The organism is Rhizobium sp. CCGE531 (assembly GCF_003627795.1).
Classification (GTDB): Bacteria; Pseudomonadota; Alphaproteobacteria; order Rhizobiales; family Rhizobiaceae; genus Rhizobium.
In genome coordinates this window covers 54,728-70,000 of the sequence record NZ_CP032684.1, presented here as the reverse complement: position 1 = coordinate 70,000, position 15,273 = coordinate 54,728, and the positions used below count along the sequence as shown (strand labels likewise).

Sequence of the window (15,273 nt, the reverse complement as noted above, 5' to 3'; positions counted from 1 at the left end):
AGGCTTCGACCGGCATCACGCGGCTCGAGACGGTGCGCGTATCGCGCGCCTCGGCCGATCAGCGCGCCGGCCGCGCCGGGCGAACCGAGCCGGGCATCGCCATCCGCCTGTGGCATCCGGGCCAGACGGCGGCTCTGCCTGCCTTTACGCCGCCGCAGATCCTTTCCAGCGATCTTTCAGGCCTTGCGCTCGATCTGGCTCATTGGGGCGTGCAGGATCCGGCGACGCTTGCCTTCGTCGACCAGCCGCCGGCGATAACGCTTGCCGAGGCGCGGACCTTGCTGCGGCAGCTGGGAGCGCTCGACGCCGAAAACGGGCTGACGGCGTGTGGCCGGCTGATGCGCGAACTGGCCCTGCCGCCGCGGCTGGCGGCCATGGTGATTTCGGCCGCCGAATTCGGCCAGGCGCGCGAGGCGGCGTTGCTCTCCGTGCTGCTGACGGAACAGGGCCTCGGCGGACAAAGCATCGACCTGGAAGACCGGCTGCGGCGCTTCAAGACGGAGAGAGGCGAACGGGCGGAGGCCTCGCGCCGCCTGGCCGGACGCCTCGCCCAGGCTGCCGGCGGCAATACCGGCGCGGCTTCCACTCTCCCGCTCGCCGGTGCGCTGCTCCTGCATGCCTTCCCCGATCGGATCGCCCTGCAGCGCGGCGGGCGGGGACGCTTCGTCATGGCGAACGGGCGCGGCGCGGAGCTGCCGGAAACCGAACGCCTTGCCGGTTCGCAGATGCTTGTCATTGCCGACCTGACCGGCCGCGCCGCGCAGGCGCGCATTCTCGCCGCGGCCGAGATTTCCCGCGCCGAGGTGGAAGAGCATCTGCCAGGCGAGATCCGCACCGAAGACCAGAGCTTTTTCGATAGAGCCAGCCGTCAGGTGCGGGCGCGGCGGGCGACGCGGCTTGGCGCCATCATCTTCGAGGAAACGCCCCTGCCGCGCCCCTCCGGCGAGCAGGCGGCCAGGGCGCTGGCCGAAGGTATTCGCGAGCTGGGGATCGGCGTCCTGCCTTTTTCCAAGGAAGCCGCGCAGCTGCGGGAAAGGATCGGCTTCCTGCACCGGACGATCGGCGAACCCTGGCCCGATGTCAGCGACGAGGCCCTGCTTGCGCGGCTGGATGACTGGTTCACGCCATTTCAGACGGAAGCGCGCGGCCTCTCAGACATCTCGGCCGGCGGGCTTTCCAATGGGCTGATGTCGCTGGTGCCGCATGAGCTGCAGCGCGATCTCGGCCGGATGGCGCCGACGCATTTTGAGGCGCCGACCGGCCAGCGCCATCCCATACAATATGACGGCGAGGAACCGCTCTTGACCATTCGCGTCCAGGAGCTGTTCGGATTGAAGCAGCATCCGGCGATCGGCGGCGGCCGGTTGCCTCTGGTGCTGGAACTGACATCGCCGGCGCACCGGCCGATTCAGACGACGCGCGACCTGCCCGGCTTCTGGGCGGGATCCTGGAAGGATGTGCGCGCCGACATGCGCGGGCGCTACCCGAGGCATCCCTGGCCGGAAGATCCGGCCGATGCCCTGCCGACCACACGCGTCAAGCCACGGGGGACCTGACAATGGCACGCTTCTTCCGAGGACTGGAAAAACTCTCCGAAGCCGAGATCAAGGCACAGGATGACCACCACACCAGCCGGCGGCTGAGGCTGCAGACGCTGGTGCGCCTGCGCTGGCTTGCCGTCGGCGGCCAGACGGTGACCGTCATGATCGTCGCCTTCTGGCTGAAATTCCCGATGCCGCTCCTGCCCTGCTGCGTGCTGATCGCCTGCCTTGCCTGGATCAACTTCTTCCTGACACTGCGCTATCCGCCGACGCACCGGCTGGAGCCGCCGGCAGCCTTCGCCCTGCTCAGCCTCGATCTCCTGCAGCTTTGCGGGCTGCTGCTGATCACCGGCGGCCTTGCCAATCCCTTCTCGGCGCTGGTCTGCGTGCCCGTCATCATTTCCTTCGCATCGCAGCCGATCCGCTACAGCATGCCGCTGATCCTGCTTGCTATGATCTGCATCACCGGGCTTGCCTTCTCGCCCTTTCCGCTTCCCTGGTATGAAGGCGTCTCGGTCAACGTCCACAATGTGATGCAGCTCGGCGTCTGGTGCTCGATCGCCTCCACCATGGCCTTTGCCGCCTTCTATGCCTATCGCGTCTCGATGGAGGCTTCGCAGCTCGCCGACGCGCTCTCGGCAACGGAACTGGTGCTGCAGCGGGAAAAGCACCTGTCGCAGCTCGACGGGCTGGCGGCGGCCGCGGCGCACGAGCTCGGCACGCCGCTTGCGACCATCAGCGTCGTTGCCAAGGAGATGGAACGCGAACTTCGCGAGGACGATCGCTTCCGCGAGGATGTGGCGCTGCTGCGCAGCCAGAGCGAACGCTGCCGCGACATCCTGCGCCGGCTGACGACGCTTTCCTCCGAAGACGAGGCGCATATGCGGCGGCTGACGCTCTCCTCCATGATGGAAGAGATCATCGCGCCGCACCGCGAATTCGGGATCGCGCTGGAGCTGATCGAGAAAAGCCCGCGCTCCGGCGAACCTGTCCTCAACCGCAATGCCGGCATCATGTACGGCCTCGGCAACCTCATCGAAAATGCAGTCGACTATGCCCGCAAGACAGTGACCATCACGGTGGAATATACTGTCAGCACTCTTACTATCGTCATCGAGGACGACGGCAACGGCTATTCGCCCGAAATACTGGCGCGGATCGGCGAGCCCTACGTCACATCGCGCCAGCGGGACGATACCGCCGGCGGCCTCGGGCTCGGCCTCTTCATCGCCAAGACGCTACTCGAACGGTCGGGTGCCGCGCTTTCCTTCAGCAATCGCGATCCGGAGGCGCCGGGAGCGCGCGTCCGCGTCGAATGGCCGCGCGTGCTGATCGACAGTAATTCGACAAAATGATTTTCACGGCTTAAAACAGCGATCGTCAAAATCGGTTGAATATGCAGGCGTATGGTCGCCGGGATAGAAGATAAAATGACGGAAAAAGAGAGCGCTGCCCCATACGCGGAAGCGAAGGATGCCGCGGCCCATATCGGCCCGGATGCCACATTGCTAATCGTCGACGACGACGGCCCGTTTCTGCGCCGGCTCGCACGCGCGATGGAAACGCGCGGCTTTGCAGTCGAGACGGCGGAATCGGTGGCGGAAGGCGTTGCCAAGTCCAAGGCGAACCCGCCCAAATACGCCGTGGTCGACCTTCGTCTGGGCGACGGCACCGGACTGGACGTGATCGAGGCGATCCGCCAGCGGCGCGACGATACGCATATCGTTGTCCTCACAGGCTATGGCAACATCGCGACGGCGGTGACCGCCGTCAAGCTCGGCGCGCTCGACTATCTCGCCAAGCCCGCCGACGCGGACGACGTCTATGCCGCGCTGACGCAGCGCCCCGGCGAAAAGGCTGAAGTGCCCGAGAACCCGATGTCGGCCGATCGGGTCCGCTGGGAACACATCCAGCGCGTTTACGAAATGTGCGAGCGCAATGTTTCCGAGACGGCCCGCCGCCTCAACATGCATCGCCGCACGCTGCAGCGCATCCTCGCCAAGCGCGCGCCGAAATAGCGCCTTCGCCTGGGTGAGAAGAAGACCGCGTGGTGCGCGGGTTTAAGGAGCGCTCTGAGCTAAAGCTCCTCGCCCCCCTCATCCGCCCTTCGGGCACCTTCTCCCCGGGGGGAGAAGGCAAAATCTTTGCCCGTCGCCCATTCGGCCAGCAGCAGGCGCTGGGCGGCCGCGCGCGAGAAGTTAAGCGTCACCGACTTACGCGTCGCCGGCGGCAGGCGATGCTCCGGCGCCTCGCGGAGCATATGGGCGCCGTAGCCATCGGATAGAAACAGTCCGCAATCCTCCGGGAAGATATCCAGCGGCACGTCCTTGTGCGTCGCAAAGAACATCCGGTCGCAATGCTGCCGGTATTCGGGCCATTTACGGTCGACACGGAAATCCTCGATCGACGTCTTGATCTCGATAATCCAGACCTCGCCCTTTTCCGAAATGCTGATGAGATCGGCACGGCGACCGCTGGCAAGCGGCAACTCCGGCAAGACCGCATGGCGCATGTCGTGCAGTAATAGTTGCACGCCCTTGCGTACAAGCATGGCCCTTTCCGACTGCCGGCCATCTATTAACGGATTGTTATTGTAAACGTTCAAAATGGTCATGAATTGCCTCGGGGACAGGGCAAGCGTTGTTGCAAAAAAACCATGTCCCTCTAATTTGCGCATCGGCGCTATTTTTGTAGTGCCACAGCCGCTTGCAAAGCCAAGTTTAATGGAAAATAAACTGTAGACAAAGATGGTTGATAACCATCCGTTCCCCGCCACGAAATTTCAAGAGACTTCCATGCGCATCCGTAATGCTATGACCGCACTCGGCCTTGTCGCAACGCTCGCAACGGCTGGCTATGCCATCCCTGCGGCAGCCAAGCCCTCCGCCATCGCCAACCCCGCCACCATTGCCGCTCCCGCTACCGACGCCATCAAGACGTTCGACAGCGATTATGGCGTCACGAGCGACAACGGCTTCCAGCTGCCGGCGATCCCGATCCAGAAGGTGAAGCCGCAGTTCCGCCGACAGATCGTTTCCTACAAGTCCGACGAGACTGAAGGCACGATTATCGTCAACACGCGCGAGCGCCATCTCTACTACATCCTCGGCAATGGCGAAGCGATGCGTTACGGCATCGGCGTCGGCAAGCAGGGCTTTGCCTGGTCGGGCACGGCTTACGTTGCCTGGAAGCAGGAATGGCCGAGCTGGCATCCGCCGAAGGAAATGGCCGTCCGCCGTCCGGAAATCGCCAAATATGTTGATGGCGGCATGAACCCCGGCCTGTCGAACCCGCTCGGCGCGCGCGCCATGTATCTCTACAATGACAAGGGCCAGGACACGCTGTTCCGCCTGCACGGCACGCCGGAATGGGCGTCGATCGGCACCGCCGCTTCCTCGGGCTGCATTCGCCTGATGAACCAGGACGTCATCGACCTCTATAGCCGCGTCCTGCCGGGTCACAGCACCAAGGTCGTCGTTATCCAGTAATTGCTGGCAATCGGAATTTGAAAAGGCCGTCGGATCGAAATCCGGCGGCCTTTTTGTTTGAAGAACTGGGTCGACGCCATGCCGCCTCATCCGCCCTCGTCCTTCGAGGCTCCGCCTTCGGCTGCGCTCAGGATGAGGGCTGATCTTTTTCCCAAGCAATTCCAGGAAAAGTGCGCAGCGGTTTTCCGTCCGGAATTGCTAGATAACAAAGAGATAGAGCGGTTCAGAGTTTCTGTGAAAAGCTGAAGGGCTTGTCTTATGACTTTTGCTGCCGAACAGGCGAAGAATGAGCCGCTGAGAGAGGGTAGCCGCCCTCCCACAGCGGCGAGGGTCGGATCGTTGAAACGCAGACCGTTTGACGGGTCGAGCTAGAGTCGGATCGCCCTCGTCTTTCTCTTTGGTCCTGAACGGATACCCGGAGTTTGGCTCCGGACGACAAGCAGAGGACAAGCGAAAGATGACAAAGGATACCATTGGCGTCGATATCTCGAAAGATCATCTCGATGCCCACCGGATGAGCGACGGCGCGATCCGCCGCTTCGCCAACGACAGTGTCGGCCACGGAGCTTTCATGAGCTGGCTCGGCCAGCTTGAGACCATTCATGACACACGCATCGTCTATGAACCGACAGGCCCTTATCACCGGGCCTTCGAGCGTCGGCTGGCTGCGGCAGGCGCGGCCCTCGTCAAGGTTAATCCACGCCAGGCACGGCGTTTTGCCGAAGCCACGGGCAAGCTCGCCAAGACCGATCGGCTGGACGCCGCTATGCTGGCGCGCATGGGGGCACTCCTTGAACTCGAAGCACGGCCGGCACGCAGCCCGATCCTCAACGACCTCAAGGACTTGCACATGGCCCGCGAGGCGCTGGTCAAGAACCGCACCGCCGCCAAGAACAGGGCAAAGAACCTGACTTTGACCGTGCTCAAGCGTCACAACGCCGAGCAACTCAGGCAGATCGAACGCCAGATGGCCGCGATCGAAAGGGAGATCATGATGCTCATCAAGGACAATCTCGTCCTCGCAAGACGCTTCGAAAGCCTCATTTCGATCCCCGGCATCTCAGCAACCACCGCCTTCGCGCTTCTCATCGACATGCCCGAACTCGGCACGCTCGCCCACGGCCAAGCAGCCTCGCTTGCTGGCCTGGCTCCCGTCGCACGGCAGTCCGGGACATGGACCGGCCGTGCCTTCATCCGCGGCGGCCGGGCAAAGCTGCGACAGGCACTCTACATGCCGGCGCTTGTCGCTATGCGCTTCAATCCCGACCTCAAGGCAAAATACGACCAGCTCAAAGCTGCCGGAAAAGCACCGAAGGTTGCCATCACAGCCATCATGCGAAAGCTCATCGTGCTCGCAAACGCATTGCTCAGGGACGGCCGAGAATGGACGGCAACCCCTACTTGACCAACACGGATACTCTAGCCGCAGAGCTCTTTCCACCTCATCCTGAGGCGCCTTGCCGTCGAAGCGCCAGCGCAGGCGACAAGGCCTCGAAGGATCGAGGCGGCCTCCGATGGACAGAATGGTTCACCCCACCTGCTTCGCCTTCAGCTCGATGCGGCGGCGGTGCAGGACGGGCTCGGTGTAGCCGTTCGGCTGCTCTCTGCCCTTGAGGACGAGATCGAGGGCCGCCTGGAAGGCGATCGAACCGTCGAAATTGCCGGCCATCGGCCTGTAGAGCGGATCACCGGCATTCTGCTGATCGACCACGGCAGCCATGCGCTTCATCGTTTCGACGATCTGCTCTTCGCTGATGACCTTGTGGTGCAGCCAGTTGGCCATGTGCTGCGCCGAGATGCGCAGGGTGGCGCGGTCTTCCATGAGGCCGATATTGTTGATGTCGGGCACCTTGGAGCAGCCGACGCCCTGATCGACCCAGCGCACGACATAGCCGAGGATCCCTTGAGAATTGTTGTCGATCTCGCGCTGGATTTCCTCCGGCGTCCAGTTCGGCCGCGAGGCAACCGGCACGGAGAGGATGTCGGAAAGCTTGGCGCGGCCGCGGCTCTTCAGGCCCTGCTGGACTTCAGCGACATTGACGCGATGATAATGGGTGGCGTGCAGCGTCGCCGCCGTCGGAGATGGCACCCAGGCGGTGTTCGCGCCCGCCTTCGGATGCGCGATCTTCTGCTCGAGCATGGCCGCCATCAGGTCCGGCATCGCCCACATGCCCTTGCCGATCTGGGCATGGCCGGAGAGGCCGCATTCCAGGCCGATATCGACGTTCCAGTTCTCGTAAGCCCCGATCCAAGCCGCCTGCTTCATGTCGCCCTTGCGGATCATCGGGCCTGCTTCCATCGAAGTATGGATTTCATCGCCGGTGCGATCGAGGAAGCCGGTATTGATGAAGACGACGCGCTCGCGGGCGGCACGGATCGCTTCCTTGAGGTTGACCGTCGTGCGGCGCTCCTCATCCATGATGCCCATCTTGATGGTATTACTGGGCATCCCAAGCAGGTCCTCGACGCGCGAAAAGATATCGACCGCGAAGGCGACTTCCTCGGGGCCATGCATCTTCGGCTTCACGACATACATGGAGCCGGCGCGTGAATTCTTGCGGCGGCCGTTCGGACCGATGTCGTAGAGCGCGATCAGGCCGGTAATAGTGGCATCCATGATGCCTTCCGGCACCTCGTTGCCGTCACGGTCGAGAATCGCCGGATTGGTCATCAGGTGACCGACATTGCGCACCAGCATCAGCGAGCGGCAATGCAGATCGAAGCTGCTGCCATCCGGCGCCGTATAGGTGACATCCGGGTTGAGCCGGCGCGTGAAGGTCTTGCCGCCCTTGGCGACTTCCTCGGTCAGATCGCCCGTCATCAGGCCGAGCCAGTTGCGGTAGACCTCGGCCTTGTCCTCGGCATCGACGGCCGCGATCGAATCCTCGCAGTCCATGATCGTCGTGATCGCCGATTCCAGGCGGACATCGGAAATGTTTGCCGGGTCGACCTTGCCGATATCGGTGCCGGCATCGACGACGACTTCGATATGGATGCCGTTCTGCTTCAAGAGGATATGCGAGGGATTGGCCGCATCGCCGAGATAACCGGCGAAATGGCTGCCATCAGCCAATTTTGCGGCGCCGCCCTTCGTCGTGATCGCCAGCGCGCCATCCTTTACAGCAAGGCCGCTGACGTCCTTCCAGCTTGCGCCGGCCAGCGGCACGGCGGAATCGAGGAAATCGCGGACCCAGGCGATGACCTTCTCGCCGCGCTTGGGGTTATAGGTCCTGCCCTTCTCGGCGCCATCGGTCTCGGGAATGGCGTCGGTGCCGTAGAGGGCGTCATACAACGATCCCCAGCGCGCGTTGGCGGCATTCAGGGCATAGCGGGCATTCATGACGGGAACGACGAGCTGCGGGCCGGCGATTTCTGATATTTCCGGGTCGACATTGGCGGTCGAAATCGTAAAGGCCGGGCCTTCGGGCACGATGTAGCCGATGTCGCGAAGGAAAGCCTCGTAGGCGGAGAGATCGACAGGCGCGCCGTTCTTGCGATACCAGTCGTCGAGCGCTTCCTGCATGCGGTCACGCTTGGCGAGCAGCTCGCGGTTCCTCGGCGCGAGATCGTGGACGATCTTGGAGAAGCCGGCGAAGAAGGCATCGGCGTCCACGCCTGAGCCCGGAAGAGCCTCCTTGACGAGAAAATCATATAGTACCGATTCGATCTGAAGCCCGTTCGTCTCAATGCGGCTCATGCCAAATACTCCTCAAGGCCATCTTTTGGCTCATTTTTCACATGCTGCCACTTTGCCGATGGTTTCGCTTCCGTCAATTTGGCAATAGTTCGAAAGATTTATGCGCTCTGGGAAAAAATCAATTCGTGGCGATTCGCGGGCGGCCGCTCGCCGTCGCGATGAACCGCGCCTCGATCAGTTTTCGATTGCCCTCGACTTCAGGCGCATCCACCTGCTCATCCATCGCCAACACGAGGTCCACGGCACCATTGAGCCTTGCCTGCGCCATCGCGGCCTCGGCGGCACGCGAGCGGGCATCGGCGAAACTCCGGTCCTCATCGGTGAAGCGCAGGCTCTCACCGGCTCCGTTCAGCACATAGATGCCGTCTTCCGGCATAGTGACGAAAACGGTAACGCTGGTGCGCACCTGACCGACGACGGCGCCGACGGCATTGGCGACATCCGAATCGGAAGGGATGGCGCTTTCGCTCGCCAGCATTTCCGCGATGGCGGGATAATAGACCGGGGCAGAGGCGCCGAGCCCGACCAAGGGCCGATCGAGCGAAATGGCGAAGCGGGCGATCCCCGGCACGCGGCGAAGGGCGCGATCGATGGAGATGGATTTGGCCGGATTCAGATCGGCAACGCCATCTTCGGCGAGGCAGGCGGCGAGAATGACATCCGCGGACTGACGGGTGAGCCGATCGACGATCTTCTGCGCCAGTTCCTCGACGGATGCGGCGATGACGCGCCCGGAGCCATCCTTCAGCCGCATCGCCAGAGCCAGCCCGAGGCGGGCCGCCTCAGCATTCCACTGGCCCTGCCGACCGAGCACATGCATGGCATCCGAGGGCGTCAGGCCGCTCAGATGCACGAGGCCGCGCGCCACCAGCCGATCCAGCGTCGCCTTCTGCGATGTCATCGTCAAAAGCTTGTCGAGCGGTGCGGGAACGGCGCCGATCCGGTCGAACAGCGCCTGCTCCGGCGCCGTAAGACCGCTTGCCAGATGATTCGGAACGCCGGTGCGGAGCGCAAAGCGGCCGGCATTGCGGGCAAGATGCGGCGCCCGCAACTGCTGCTCCAGGACTTCAAGCACCGCATCGCCGTGCATATGAGCGGCAAGGCTGAGCGGCAACAGGCGGCGTGGCCCGAGCTCGAAAGCGGCGACAAGGCCGCGATCGTTGATCTTCACTTCGGAATCGCCGCCGAGGCCGTAGGTACGCATGGCGACGGCCTCGACCATGGTGCGATAGCCTCCGACCACGGCTCCATCGGCATCCAGCCGCGGCCGGCCATCCTCCATGACGGCGACATCGGTGGTGGTGCCGCCGATATCGGAGATGACGGCATTGTCGAGGCCGGTGAGATAGCGCGCGCCGACGAGGCTTGCCGCCGGGCCGGACAGAATGGTCTCGATCGGCCTGAGTTTGGCTTCATCAGCCGAAATCAGGGCTCCGTCGCCGCGCACCACCATCATGGGCGCGGCAATGCCGCGCGTCGCCAGGAACCCTTCGCAGGCGCCGACGAGGCGATCGATCATCGAGACGAGACGGGCATTCAGCAGCGTCGTCAAGGCGCGGCGCGGACCGCCCAGCTTCGAAGAAAGCTCATGACTGCAGGTAACGGGCAGGTGCGAGATCTCGCGGATGCAATCGCGCACCCTGATTTCATGAGCCGGATTCCGCACGGCAAAATAGCCGGCGACAGCGAAAGAGGAGACCGACTTTGCCAGTTCCGGCAGCGCGTCGCGCAGCGCCGCCAGATCGAGCGGATTTTCATTGCCGTGAACATTGTGGCCGCCGGGGAGATACAGCACGGGATCGGACCCGAGCGCTTCCGCAAGGCCGTCGCGCTTGAGATCATCCGGTCCGAAGCCGATCATGATCAGCCCGGCGCGGCCGCCCTGCCCCTCCACCAGCGCATTGGTGGCGAGCGTGGTCGACAGCGAGACGAGGCCGATCGCCGAAACGGGAATGCCGGCCCTGGCGATGACGGCATCGACTGCGCCGGCAATGCCGACGGCCAGATCATGCCGCGTGGTCAGCGATTTCGCCTTGGCGACCACGCCATCGGTTTCATGGAAAAGAACGGCATCGGTGTAGGTTCCACCCGTATCGATGCCGAGCAGGAAATGAGACGTCACGCTGATATAGAACCTCTGGCCGAGTGATGATTATGAATTTCCACAACGCCGATTAAAGATATGAGCGAAGCGGCAAGCGCAGAACCTATCTCGCCCTGGGCGGACGAGAAAGCAATTTCATTGGTTTAGGAATTGCGACACCGGAAGCTCCACACGTCCAAAGCTTGGCGCAATTGCTAAATCATTGAAATTGCAAGAGAGGGGGTCTTTTCTTGCTCGAACGATGTCAGGTACGGTGCGTCCATGCCTACCCCCGCCCTTGCAATTTCTAAGAATTAGACGAGGGACAAGCCCTCGCCTAATCCCAAGAAATTGCTTTCCCGCCCGCCAGGGGGGCGGGATAGGCACGCTGTTATCGCCTCTTCACCAGCATCGGCAAGCCGCCGCGCGGCTGGGTCGTCAGCTTCTGCACCGGCCAGGGGTCGGTCTCATCAGTCAGGTCAAAGCGGAAGCGGCGCATCATGACGGCAAGGGCGATGACGGCTTCCTGGAGCGCAAAGGTCGCGCCGATGCAGACGCGCGGGCCGGCGCCGAAGGGCAGATATTGGAAGCGATTGATCTTGCCGCGATTCTCCGGAAGAAAGCGCTCCGGCATGAAGGCGCGCGGCTTTTCCCAGTAGAGCTCGTGGCGATGCAGCGTCCAGGGCATGATCAGGACGGTAATCCCCTTTTCTATCGTCACGCGCTCGCCCTTGGCGCTCGTCCATTCGTCATCGGCGATCGCGGCACGGTTGATCGATGGCGCCGGCGGGTAGAGGCGCATCGCCTCCTCGAAGGCGGCGCGGACACGCGGCATCAGGTCGAGCCAGGCGACCGGCTCGGCATCGGTTGCGAGCACCCGGTCGATTTCCTCTTCCATGGCCTCGCGAATATGCGGACTGTTGGCGACGCAATAGAGCGTCCAGGCCAATGCACGGGCGGTCGTCTCGTGACCGGCGCCGATGAAGGTGAGGATATTGTCCTCGATTTCCTCCATCGTCAGCCCATCGGGGCCGGCCTTTTCGAGAAGCAGAGTCAGGAAATCGTCGGGCGCGCTCGCCCGATCCCCGCGCATCTTTTCCAGCCGCTGGTCCATGGTGGTGCGAACGATGCCGCGGAACTTGTCGAGCACGCGCTGGCCGCCGATGCGGGTGATGCGCGGCACCCAGGCAGGGGCGCGCAAAAGATCCATGGGATCGACCCGGCCCATGCGATGCAGGAGCTCGTTGACGTCGTCGGAAAAACTCGTGCTTTCGGTGACGATCTCGCCGGAAAACAAGGTCTCGGACAGGATGACGAAGGTCAGCTCGGTCATGTCGGCAGCGATATCGAACACCGCGCCTTCATCGCCGATCTCATCGTATTTCTGCAGATATTCCAGGCTCTGGCTCAGCATCTGGCCGGCAAAGCCCTGGGCGTGACGCGGCGTGAAGACCGGAGCAACTGCCTTGCGCGAGCGCTTCCAGACCGGCCCTTCCGCCGTCAGCAGCCCGTCGCGCAGGATCGGCCGCAACACGAGCTGGCGGATATCGGCCATGCGGTAGTTGGCGGCGTTATCGACCAGAACATGCTTGATCAGGCCGGGATCATTGACGATCAGCGTCCGCTCGTTGAAGAATTTGGTCTTGATCCAGGGCAGCGTATAGGACGGCTCGCCCCAGAGTTCGAGCGGATTGCGCAGGATGGTTTTGATGATCGTCCATCGCGACGGCGGGACGGTTCGCGGGATCGGCGCCGGCGGGGAGAAGGCTTCCGGAATCATGTCCATGGGTTCCATTCTCCTCGAAGACCGCGCCTTTGCTTGATCGATGCCGTCGGAGCGGCGCACCCATCCGATATGGTGAACGCCGCTCGCGAAATCCAGACGATAAAACGTCGCGCCGAACGCTTACAACAGAGACTTCAGGTCGCTCAGCTTATCATTGATGAGCCAGCCGTAGTAATTCTCCTCCGGCCAGACCGACTGTGAAGAGCCCCGGTTCCTGGCGGCAAGGGCGGCGGCGCGCTTGCGGGAATTGCCGAGGTTGTAGAGCGTCGCGGTAATGCCCGGATTACCCGAAATATCCATGCCGGCGATCGAGCGGTAGTCGTCGATCGACTTGCGGATCGATGCCGCGACGAAGGCGAGCGACAGATCCGGGTCCATGATCGCCTTATAGACGCCGCCGGCATCTTTCTCATCCAGCTTCGGAATGCCCGAGGTACGGCTGACGAGGTCGGAGAGCTCGAGCGCCGTTAGCGGGTTGACCTGGCCGAGGCCGAAGGTCTGGCCGGCATAGAAGGGCTGGAAGAAAACGGCGCTGAAACGATTGTCGGGATAAGATTTGCCACCGACAGTCTTGCCACGGAAATCGTCTTCCCAGACATCCTCACGGCAGGTCCACAGACTGTAGGAGTCGCCCTTGCCCTTGCAGCTGTCGAATTGCGACTGGGCGACGAAATCGCCGACGTTTTCACCATTATAGGCGAAGCGGAAGCTCTGGCCGGCATAGGACGCCGCCTTGACGTAATAGGACTGCAGGCCGTCATAGGCATCGACATTATAGGTGTGCTCACCGACGAGCGCGCCGATGATGTGGATCGGCTCGATGCCGTAGGCGCGGGCCGTCGACTTGATCTTCGCCATCAGCTTCGTATCCGTCGCCAGCAGTTCGCGGACCTTCTGGTACTTGCGCTCGAAGGTCGAATTCGTGCCGCGCGTGCGCCGCACGGAGGCGCCGGGGACCGGCGGCTGCTCGGCATTGCGGTTGCCCGGAGGCACCGTGGTCGCCGCGTCCGCATAGACGGGTATCCAGGTGAGGCTGGCGACCGCCAGGAGAAGGGTGATCAGTATGCGTCGCAAGATGGCTGTCCTGTCGAAGTTTCAACCGATGTTTCCGTGCGGCTGCCTGACGGATAATCTACAGCGCCGCGCGTCATATATGACGCGCAAAGGCCGCTGTAGCACTTTAAAGCTGCTGCATAATTTTATCCTTAAATCGATTCCGATTTAAGGAATTATGCAGCGGGCCGAATAAAGCCATCCTACACAAAGAAACGGGCCCCTAACTAAAAAGTTAACGGCCCGCTGTCGAGTGTTTACTGTTTTAAATCGCCTTTGCCGGCTCGCTCACAGAATGAAGCGGGACAGATCCGTGTTGCTGGCGAGGTCGCCGACATGCTCGCGGACATAGGCGGCATCGATGGTCACCGACACGCCGGCACGGTCGGAGGCATTGTAGGAGATATCGTCGAGCACCCGTTCCATGACGGTCTGCAGGCGGCGGGCGCCGATATTCTCGACGGTGGAGTTCAGATGCACGGCGACATCGGCGAGAGCGTCGATGGCGTCGTCGGTGAAGTCGAGCTTCAGCTCTTCCGTTTCCATCAGCGCCTTGTACTGGCGGATGAGGCTCGCTTCCGGCTCGGTCAGGATGCGGCGGAAATCTTCCTTGGTCAGCGGCCGGAGCTCGACGCGGATCGGCAGGCGGCCCTGCAGTTCCGGCAGAAGATCCGACGGCTTCGACACGTGGAAGGCGCCCGAGGCGATGAAGAGGATATGGTCTGTTTTGACTGGGCCATACTTGGTCGACACCGTCGTGCCTTCGACCAGCGGCAGCAGGTCGCGCTGCACGCCTTCGCGGGAGACGCCGGCACCCATGCCGCCGTCGCGGGCGGCGATCTTGTCGATCTCGTCCAGGAAGACGATGCCGTCATTTTCGGCCGATTGCACGGCTTCGCGCTGGATCGCTTCATTGTCGATCAGCTTGTCGGATTCGTCGCGGACCAGCTCCTTGTAGGAATCCTTGACGGTCGTGCGCACCTTCTTCGTGCGGCCACCCATGGCCTTGCCGAACATTTCGGAGAGGTTGAGGACGCCGATATTGGCGCCGGGCATGCCGGGGATCTCAAAGCCGCCGGGCATGCCGGAGCCGGTATCGGCAACTTCGATATCGATTTCCTTGTCGTCGAGCTGACCGTCACGCAGCTTCTTGCGGAAGCTGTCGCGCGTCGCCGGCGATGCGGTGGCGCCGACAAGAGCATCGAGCACGCGTTCTTCGGCGCTCATATGCGCCTTGGCCTGCACCTCGGCGCGCTTCTTTTCGCGCGCCAGGCCGATGCCGACTTCGACGAGGTCACGGACGATCTGCTCGACGTCGCGGCCGACATAGCCGACCTCGGTGAACTTCGTGGCTTCCACCTTGATGAAGGGAGCGCCGGCGAGCTTGGCGAGACGACGGGAGATTTCCGTCTTGCCGACGCCGGTCGGGCCGATCATCAGGATGTTCTTGGGCATGACTTCGTCGCGCAGGTCGGGCTCGAGCTGCTGCCGGCGCCAGCGATTGCGCAATGCGATCGCCACGGCGCGCTTGGCCTCATGCTGGCCGACAATATAACGATCGAGCTCGGAAACGATCTCGCGGGGGGAAAAAGTGGTCATTTCGCGGGTTCCCTGTCAGGGCTAGA

11 protein-coding genes (1 of these 11 running past the window's edge) are annotated in these 15,273 nt (G+C 62.6%); 5 read left to right on the top strand and 6 right to left on the bottom strand.

Translation table 11 applies throughout. The features are described from left to right. The 3 genes from hrpB to CCGE531_RS00305 form a co-directional block, all read left to right on the top strand. Positions 1-1,556: the 3' portion of an ATP-dependent helicase HrpB gene (hrpB, locus tag CCGE531_RS00315; protein ID WP_120662408.1), read on the top strand. The gene continues 919 nt to the left of window position 1, outside the view; the window shows 1,556 of its 2,475 coding nt (coding positions 920-2,475); its start codon lies beyond the left edge, outside the window; the stop codon is at positions 1,554-1,556. Between the two features lie 2 nt (positions 1,557-1,558). Continuing rightward, the gene (locus CCGE531_RS00310) at positions 1,559-2,896 is read left to right on the top strand and encodes an ActS/PrrB/RegB family redox-sensitive histidine kinase (RefSeq protein ID WP_120662407.1); all 1,338 of its coding nucleotides are present in this window, start codon (positions 1,559-1,561) and stop codon (positions 2,894-2,896) included. Between the two features lie 75 nt (positions 2,897-2,971). Next, positions 2,972-3,559, top strand: a complete 588-nt coding sequence (locus CCGE531_RS00305; protein ID WP_120662406.1) for an ActR/PrrA/RegA family redox response regulator transcription factor — start codon at positions 2,972-2,974, stop codon at positions 3,557-3,559. A 59-nt stretch (positions 3,560-3,618) separates the two neighbouring features. On the opposite strand, the gene CCGE531_RS00300 is transcribed toward CCGE531_RS00305, so the two are convergent. Further along, the gene (locus tag CCGE531_RS00300) at positions 3,619-4,155 is read right to left on the bottom strand and encodes an MmcB family DNA repair protein (protein ID WP_120662405.1); all 537 of its coding nucleotides are present in this window, start codon (positions 4,153-4,155) and stop codon (positions 3,619-3,621) included. A 181-nt stretch (positions 4,156-4,336) separates the two neighbouring features. Between CCGE531_RS00300 and CCGE531_RS00295 the strand changes: the two genes are divergently transcribed. Beyond that, the gene (locus CCGE531_RS00295) at positions 4,337-5,029 is read left to right on the top strand and encodes a L,D-transpeptidase (protein WP_120666326.1); all 693 of its coding nucleotides are present in this window, start codon (positions 4,337-4,339) and stop codon (positions 5,027-5,029) included. Between the two features lie 457 nt (positions 5,030-5,486). Further along, a complete protein-coding gene (locus tag CCGE531_RS00290) occupies positions 5,487-6,434 on the top strand; it encodes a transposase (RefSeq protein ID WP_120662404.1) in 948 nt (315 codons plus the stop codon). Positions 6,435-6,557: 123 nt separating this feature from the next. Here the strand turns inward: CCGE531_RS00290 and CCGE531_RS00285 are convergent, their stop codons facing one another. From CCGE531_RS00285 to hslU, 5 genes are all read right to left on the bottom strand, one after another. After that, a complete protein-coding gene (locus CCGE531_RS00285; RefSeq protein WP_120662403.1) occupies positions 6,558-8,726 on the bottom strand; it encodes a malate synthase G in 2,169 nt (722 codons plus the stop codon). A 118-nt stretch (positions 8,727-8,844) separates the two neighbouring features. Further along, positions 8,845-10,848: a hydantoinase/oxoprolinase family protein gene (locus CCGE531_RS00280; RefSeq protein WP_120662402.1), complete on the bottom strand. Its 2,004-nt coding sequence runs from the start codon at positions 10,846-10,848 to the stop codon at positions 8,845-8,847. A 352-nt stretch (positions 10,849-11,200) separates the two neighbouring features. Next, positions 11,201-12,595, bottom strand: a complete 1,395-nt coding sequence (locus tag CCGE531_RS00275; RefSeq protein WP_120662401.1) for a cytochrome P450 — start codon at positions 12,593-12,595, stop codon at positions 11,201-11,203. A 120-nt stretch (positions 12,596-12,715) separates the two neighbouring features. Then, entirely contained in the window at positions 12,716-13,669 is a 954-nt protein-coding gene (locus tag CCGE531_RS00270; protein WP_120662400.1) for a DUF1402 family protein, read from the bottom strand. A 267-nt stretch (positions 13,670-13,936) separates the two neighbouring features. After that, positions 13,937-15,247 carry an ATP-dependent protease ATPase subunit HslU gene (gene hslU / locus CCGE531_RS00265; protein ID WP_120662399.1) on the bottom strand — a complete coding sequence of 437 codons (1,311 nt, stop codon included), beginning with the start codon at positions 15,245-15,247 and terminating at the stop codon, positions 13,937-13,939. Positions 15,248-15,273: the final 26 nt, after the last annotated feature.

What these genes read in the sequence shown, in the direction of transcription:
- CCGE531_RS00310 (WP_120662407.1), top strand. Translation starts at nt 1,559, where the DNA reads ATGGCACGCTTCTTCCGAGGACTGGAAAAACTCTCCGAAGCCGAGATC.
- CCGE531_RS00305 (WP_120662406.1), top strand. Translation starts at nt 2,972, where the DNA reads ATGACGGAAAAAGAGAGCGCTGCCCCATACGCGGAAGCGAAGGATGCC.
- CCGE531_RS00300 (WP_120662405.1), bottom strand. Translation starts at nt 4,155, where the DNA reads ATGACCATTTTGAACGTTTACAATAACAATCCGTTAATAGATGGCCGG.
- CCGE531_RS00295 (WP_120666326.1), top strand. Translation starts at nt 4,337, where the DNA reads ATGCGCATCCGTAATGCTATGACCGCACTCGGCCTTGTCGCAACGCTC.
- CCGE531_RS00290 (WP_120662404.1), top strand. Translation starts at nt 5,487, where the DNA reads ATGACAAAGGATACCATTGGCGTCGATATCTCGAAAGATCATCTCGAT.
- CCGE531_RS00285 (WP_120662403.1), bottom strand. Translation starts at nt 8,726, where the DNA reads ATGAGCCGCATTGAGACGAACGGGCTTCAGATCGAATCGGTACTATAT.
- CCGE531_RS00275 (WP_120662401.1), bottom strand. Translation starts at nt 12,595, where the DNA reads ATGGACATGATTCCGGAAGCCTTCTCCCCGCCGGCGCCGATCCCGCGA.
- hslU (WP_120662399.1), bottom strand. Translation starts at nt 15,247, where the DNA reads ATGACCACTTTTTCCCCCCGCGAGATCGTTTCCGAGCTCGATCGTTAT.